Source organism: bacterium (assembly GCA_037131655.1).
Lineage (GTDB): Bacteria > Armatimonadota > Fimbriimonadia > Fimbriimonadales > JBAXQP01 > JBAXQP01.
Genome location: JBAXQP010000147.1, coordinates 1 through 6,945, shown reverse-complemented (window position 1 = coordinate 6,945; position 6,945 = coordinate 1). Strand labels below are relative to the sequence as shown.

Here is a 6,945-nt window from a genome sequence, read left to right as displayed (position 1 = left end):
ACCCCAACCCCAACCCCAACCCATAGCAACTCACATCAACTTACATGAGATTCCAATAATGCAAGTCGTTGTGCAAGATCATTCTTGTATTGGCTATCTGAGCACTTATTAAATGCGGTCTTGGCTTCGCCAATGGCTGTCGGATAGTTGCCTATGCTTTCATAGCATCGGCTGAGTTGATCATGATAAATCGACAGTCTTGACTGAACATTTTTATCTTCTTGTGCTAGTTTTAAAGCATCAATCGCGCTATTTATGGCTTCGTCTGTTGTACCAAGAGCCAATTGCGCCTTTGATTTTTGGTAGATCAACCAGTGATCAACAGCTTCGGCAGGGACTTTGGCTATTGCATCTAGAGCTTTTTGCGGTGCGTCCGCAGTGGTATATGCCTTTGCGATCGCGCGAGTAACAAACGCTGTAAGCTTATCTGTAGCATTCAGTGCATCTGCAAAATTACTACTGGATTGAGCTATCCGTCTCGAAAGCTCGGCTCTACCATCTCGACCAGCGGCTATGGCGGTATTTGTAAGTGCCTCACATGCGTTCTGCCATTGCTTCTTTTCAACTGATTCTGGTGATGTGGCCAGTATTTCTGGAAGTGCCTCAGCAAGCTCTACACATATTGAGCTATAGTGGTATCCAAATATTGACGTAAAGGAGACGAATGCCTCATAGAACTGGTCGAGCCCTTCAAGAGCAGACATGGCTAAGATATTTGCAAGCTTCTTTACGTCATCTGAATTTGATGAAATTTTGTCAATGATATTGCGATATGAGCGTAAGCGAGCGAAAGCCGCCATAGACACACGCAAGGGAACTGTAGATTCACTAGCTAACATGTCGGAAAGAAGAGCACACATGGCCTTCTCTCCTTCTTTTTTGATGCGAGAACCCACATTTTGTGTAATTCCAAGATGGGCAATTTGCCCATAGGTTGCGTGCCATTTCGGTTCAAAGCTATGAAGCTGGGTGAAGCAATCGAGAGCTTCATCCAATTGTCCGTATCGCCGTAATGCCTTTCCTCGGTGGTGCAGAAGTTCGGCTTTAATTTTGTCATCAGCGGACGCTTGAAAAGCTCTTAGATATTCGTCCGCACACTGCATGTAATATGCTTTACGCTGCTCCTGATCCTCTATCGTATAGGCATAGCTCTCTTTTGCGTCGATGATACACATCACAGTTGCAAGATTAGAAGATGAGTTGATTCCTTTGGCGTAAATTTGTTCATGGATACCCATTCTGATGTCACCATTGCTCTGTAGAAGAGCGTAGGTAAGCCAGTCTGGCTCATGATTAGCTCGCCGCATATGTTCTTCATGTATTTGTTTGGCTCCTAAATGAATTTCCCGAAGGACACTTGGCATCATTTCGCCAGTATATCTCTCAATGTATCTCTCAATTTCTTGTGCTAAAGTGCTGCCATTGATCTCACTTTGAACGGCTTTGCAGATCAGGTCATGTACACTCATGACACCAGGTGTGCTGGTAGACTTAAGGATGGCAAATCGTTGCAAATTGACGAGCCTATTGTTTCCAATAAAGTGACGCAAGAAGTTAAAATCGTGGGTTGACAACCCAGAGTTTGCGATTTTTACTAGAGCATCTTGATTTCCCTGTTCTAACCTTCCGAGAATTCGCCTCATGATTGAAGTGCCATCACATTGGTCAACATCTTCTGGATGCAAGAGAATCTCGTTATACAGGTCATTCCTAGGAACATCCTGTAGCTCAATAATCTTTCGTGCTGTAGCTAGTATCAATGGAGAAAAACGGCAAGCTTCGACGAAGCGTTCACAAATTTCACTCAGAACATTCGAGTCTTCGCCAAGTATTTCAATCGCAACTTCTTTAGACAATGTCGGTATCGACAAATACAGGGGACTTCCTGGTACAGTTACCTGAGAGGTACACAGCACAATACCACCTTTGGCAAAGCCGACTTCGAGCTCTTGGAAGATATCCTTGTCTATGCCCCGCTGAATACTGTCAATGACAAGGATAGTCTTGGTGGAGTTAAATATGCCTGCAACGTTGATCGATATGCCACCCCGAGATCGTTGAATGGCACTTAGAGATGTATCTGGCTTCCAGTCTTCGCCAGCAATCCAAATGTAATTTTCAAATGAGTTACCATCATGATGGATAAAATCGATCGCGGCTTGTGTTTTCCCTGATCCACTCAAGCCGTAAAGAGTACAGATGTTCTTATTGGTCGAGTAATATTGCTTGATTATATTTATAATGTTTTGATCCGAGCAATGTTTTTCACATCGTGCTGGAATCTTTCCATAGTACTCGTAGTTATCAAAATTTTGAGAAAAGCCAGGGAAAAAATTTCGATAAAACAACGCAGTATTACTATTGTCAGTGGACTGTTTGTAAATGATCTTAGCTAACTCGCGTGCATCGTAGATCGTGACAATCTGTCCATGAGATTGACTGACTTGTGTTTTGTTAAAGTTTTGACGGAACAAAGGCGGTTCTTCCTGATTGGTGATCAGATAAATCTTTTCTGGCCCGTTCGGCAGCTTATGGTTGAAGGCGTGAGTGATGTCATTTTCGATTTTTTCAAACTTAGGGTTATCTTTCGTCCCCTTCTTAGCATTTTCTTTTGTCCCCACGTTCGTGAAATAGTTGCTATCCGTGCTGTACTCACCAATCACGGTGGAGTCGTTCGAAAAGGTATCCACCGTATAGCCACTCGGCTTGTAATCCTTATTGATGCCGTGGTGGATCATCCTGCTATTCTCAATTATCTCTATCACACTATGGCCAACTAATTCTAGTTCGGTTGGATCAAGGCAATTGATTTCATCTATTAGTCCCTTAATGATTCGCTTTTTTATGTGCTCGAACAACATGATTCTCCTAAGTTTAAATTTATGATGAAGGCTAACTTGCTATCATCCAGTCATTAGAATGATAATCTAGCCGTTCGGCAGACATGCCGGAAAAAATTCACCGAACCGCACCCGGAGGCCGACTAATGACCGATCAGCACTGACGCAACCATTCCCACTTGCATACCGAGCACTCACATAGTCCCGACCATCACCTCAAGCATCAAGCAGTAGCATCTGCGTCACGAACTTCTTGTTCGACCTTACTAACAGAGTTAGTGACAACGCCCTTCACTTCACTTAGAAAATCGAACACCAAGCGATCACCACGAGCATCAGGCACCGGAACCCATCGCTCATAGATGCCTTCAATACACATCCGCCGTTCAAACGTGCTGCCTGCACCTCGAAGCGAGTAAGCTGCATGCCAAATAGGTTGTGGTTGTTCCCGCAGGCGGTGTCTACAGAGCGTTGGTAATTGCTGAGTGACTGCTGTCTTAATTCGATCTATTGTTGCTCGCTTTTGCTCAGCTGTAGAGTTGCCGCTCCAGTCGATGGGGGTCTCCAAGAATCGAGACACTGCTGCACGAAGGGCGGCATCGAGATTAGATGTCGGTCGCAACACAAATCCATCATCCCACCCCTCTGCGTAGCGGCGACTTAAGGCCTTGATAGTTTGCCAAGCCTTGGGTTTAAACTCTGGGTGCGCCGCCAGGCCCAGGGTGCCTTGCCATTGGTGGCGAAACTCTCTGGCAGCTTCTTGAATCGCAAGTACAAGGTTATCAAGGCTATACTCGGGAAACGCCACTGGCTCAAACACCGGCGGCTGTGCAGCAGAGAGATGCGCCAGCAGCTTGAGAAGCTCTGGTTTGGCAGGTTTTGGATCTATCTCATCAATCCGGCCGACATAAAAGGTACTATTGCCCAAGTGATCTAATAGATACCGAGCGGCTTCTGCCGAAACATTCTTAGCCAGCTGGTTCTCGATGACATTTCGTAGGCCGCCAAACACATGGTCGAGTTTAGCTTGCCCTTTTAGGTTATCTCCCTTGACTGCATCCATATGAGTGAACACCACAGCCAATTTACGAGTATGCCCCGTATTCACAACGCCTTCCAACGCCTTGCCTGCGGCAAAGTTAGTCATACCGTTTTTTGCGCTATCAACCAGCAACACCACATCTGCCTCGTGGAGTAGTGTCAAAACCTGCTCTGGCAAATCAGCAGTCGCATTAGCCTTGTGGCCAAGCCCCTCTGTATCAATTAAGACGAGACGCGGAGTCTGCTCAGCCCAGTTGGGCTTGAACGGGCCGATCACCCTCAAGCCATTGACCAGCGGCGTTAACAGCTTGCCCCACGATTGGTAGGAGATTCCGGAGAAAAAACGGACAGCCTTCAGGAAATTTTCTCGTTCGTCTGCTGGTGACTTGATGTGCCAAGCATTCGGCCACCCAGTTGTTGTTTTTTCGAACCGACCTCCAGGCACATGAGTAAATTTAGTGCGTAGCTCATCAAGAATATCTGACACTAATTCGAGGAACTCATCTGAGGTCACAGCTTGCTCTTCAATAAGATCCAGCGCGGCACTGCGATCTTCAGACTGCATTGTTGTAATTTGACCTTGGTCTGCTTCCAACTCAGTCTTAAGTCGTGCCGCCAAATTAATCACTCGGCTAATGTAGGTCGTTAAAACTTGTTGATGTTGGATTTTCTCTTCTGGAGTTATATTATTTCCTGCTTCTACATCTTTAGTTTCATCAAGATCTTCGTCATCGTAGGGGTCTATCTCTGGCTGGCTTCCTTGGGCAAAATCACCAAGTAGATACTTCAATCGAAATCGCATGTCGCTTTTTTCAAGAAGGACTCTAGCCACTTTTTTCACATCGCCATCTACTGCCTCTACAATGGCAGCCGAAAGCGACTCTTCAATCTCGAACCTTGTTTCATGTTCTGACATGAAGGTAACGACTGCGTCAAAGTAGGGGCCATCGCGCAGGGCTACTTCGGTAGGGAATGTTGTAGTTCGATTTACGGACGTTGACGGAAAACGCTCTGTTTCAGGGTGTGTGCCAATTAGCTGGCGAACAAGTGTCGTCTTACCAGCGCCAGGTACGCCCATTAATGCAATCCGTGCATAACCTTCGTCATGACTGGGAAGAGGCAGTAGCTTGTCTCGCAAATCGAGTGATACACCAATACGCGGAGCAATTTCCCCATAGAATATCTCAACGACTTTTGCATCGTAATGCTTCAAGGCTTCAATCTGAGCGCCGACCGACCAAAGAGATTCGTTGGAAAGCAATTGATTTAGCTGTTCAACTAGCCGAATAGCCTCATCCTCATCTTCAGTACCAAGACCTTTGCGGGTCTTTTTCCCGGGCTTGTTATTGGCGTCGTTTCGAAGTGGGTGTCGAAACTCAACGAGCCAAGATTTTCTGCCAGGGTTCTTCTTTGCTGCTGCTTTGTAATTTTGCGCCATAGTAAATATCCGATGTTCCAAGGTGTTCCAGTGATTCTATTGAGGCATAATCTTAACATTAAAATCATTGATGTCAAGTAAATTGGAACATCACGGAACATCAATACAGAAAACCCTCTAAGTATCCAGTCGCACACTCTGTAAGGCACGTATACCACCTAAATCGAACATCCTGATTGCGGCTGACGTGGTGCTTGCCAACAAGGTGCTTTATTGAATTTATTTTGGGGGGGAAATGTCGTTTTAGTTTGTAGTCGTGTCCTATTGGGGTCTTGGGTGAGTAGACCTGCCAAGTCGCCTCAGCAGGCCCCTCCTCAGAACCGGACTTGCAAAACTATTGCATCCGGCTCCCGATAGATCAGTGTTCCCAACACATATTCAGTGCGCTAGAACATCCGATACCGATAGCTTTATTCCCAGCCAGCAACCAGTATTGCTCTTTAAGCATATCGACATTGATCAGGTGGCCAATGTTGTTAAACACGAGCTGCCAATCTTGCGCCGATAATTCACCTATGCGATCAAGTTTCGTTAACCATGATATTCTGTCTCTGTGTACAGTCATTGTTTCTGGGGTACCGTAAGGAAAGCTTCGTAAATGAGTAACATCTGCCAAAAGGCGGCACAAGAAAAATGAGCGTTAACCTTGTACTCCAAAAATCACCCAAATAAGGCAAAAAAACCACAAGAAAACTCATAGAGAAAAACTAAGCAATGTTGACTAATCTACTTTACGTTTTTTTGAACCAGCATGACGAATCTATAGACTTTCAGAAATTAAATTTCCAATCCCACCTGTTAAAAAGACATTTAAAATCAGCCCTCATTCTATGCATAGCAAGGAAGTTATTTATCTGAAAGTCTATAAAATGTATTTATCTCCTGGGATGAATGAGCTTGAAAAACATTTAAAACGGTACTACTGGAAAGTGGCTTAGCTCAGAACGAACACTTTTGGGGGTTCTTCCAGTGCGCTGGGCAAAGCTGCACTGATCTTGTGGGTGAGAGTCCCACTGTAGAAGGTTAGCTAGACCACTACATAGCGAGTCTTGCGTCTTCGGCGGTAACAATGGAGACGAAGCGTAGACAGCGAAACATTCGAGCCGAAATCAGTAGATGAACGTGACAGCTCCGAAATCCCTTATTGTGTTGTGCCGATGACGTTGGAAGGTCAGCAGGCCACGGTTTCTAAATGGTCAAACTAGCAAATCCCATTTAGAAACACACACCGGAGTCGAAGGCGTCGGCGAGTTTGTAAAGAACAGTGCGGAACCCAGGAGATCCATTGGTTCCTCCAAGGATGGAGTACCAAGCTAACAAGTGTGAAGAGCATAAGGTGCTTGGGATAAATCAATGGAAGTCGGAGTTAGCCATAGTAGTGTTGAAGCAGGGTAATGCCTGTGGAGCGAAGGGCTGGCAGATAGATCGAGCGTAAGAGAGAAACAATGACTGTACACAGAGACAGAATATCATGGTTAACGAAACTTGATCGCATAGGTGAATTATCGGCGCAAGATTGGCAGCTCGTGTTTAACAACATTGGCCACCTGATCAATGTCGATATGCTTAAAGTCGATATGCTTAAAGAGCAATACTGGTTGCTGGCTGGGAATAAAGCTATCGGTA

Annotated in this window: 4 protein-coding genes and 1 pseudogene; 2 read left to right on the top strand and 3 right to left on the bottom strand. The window is 45.4% G+C overall.

Annotated elements, in window-relative coordinates; all coding sequences use genetic code 11:
• Positions 1–35: 35 nt before the first annotated feature.
• The 3 genes and pseudogenes from WCO51_07955 to WCO51_07945 all read right to left on the bottom strand — a co-directional run bounded on the left by WCO51_07955 (position 36) and on the right by WCO51_07945 (position 5,884).
• Positions 36–2,861 (bottom strand): tetratricopeptide repeat protein, encoded by a 2,826-nt coding sequence (locus WCO51_07955; GenBank protein ID MEI6513193.1) that lies wholly within the window; start codon positions 2,859–2,861, stop codon positions 36–38.
• 202 nt (positions 2,862–3,063) lie between these two features.
• Positions 3,064–5,319 carry a hypothetical protein gene (locus WCO51_07950; protein ID MEI6513192.1) on the bottom strand — a complete coding sequence of 752 codons (2,256 nt, stop codon included), beginning with the start codon at positions 5,317–5,319 and terminating at the stop codon, positions 3,064–3,066.
• Positions 5,320–5,716: 397 nt separating this feature from the next.
• Positions 5,717–5,884 (bottom strand): annotated as a pseudogene (locus tag WCO51_07945) (group II intron reverse transcriptase/maturase).
• A 720-nt stretch (positions 5,885–6,604) separates the two neighbouring features.
• Here WCO51_07945 and WCO51_07940 point away from each other — a divergent pair.
• Together WCO51_07940 and WCO51_07935 are read left to right on the top strand one after the other, a co-directional pair.
• On the top strand, positions 6,605–6,754 hold the full coding sequence (locus tag WCO51_07940) for a hypothetical protein (protein MEI6513191.1): 150 nt from the start codon (positions 6,605–6,607) through the stop codon (positions 6,752–6,754).
• A 10-nt stretch (positions 6,755–6,764) separates the two neighbouring features.
• Positions 6,765–6,945, top strand: a 181-nt coding sequence (locus tag WCO51_07935) for a group II intron reverse transcriptase/maturase (GenBank protein ID MEI6513190.1), incomplete at its 3' end; no start/stop codon positions are given.

What these genes read in the sequence shown, in the direction of transcription:
- WCO51_07955 (MEI6513193.1), bottom strand. Translation starts at nt 2,861, where the DNA reads ATGTTGTTCGAGCACATAAAAAAGCGAATCATTAAGGGACTAATAGAT.
- WCO51_07950 (MEI6513192.1), bottom strand. Translation starts at nt 5,319, where the DNA reads ATGGCGCAAAATTACAAAGCAGCAGCAAAGAAGAACCCTGGCAGAAAA.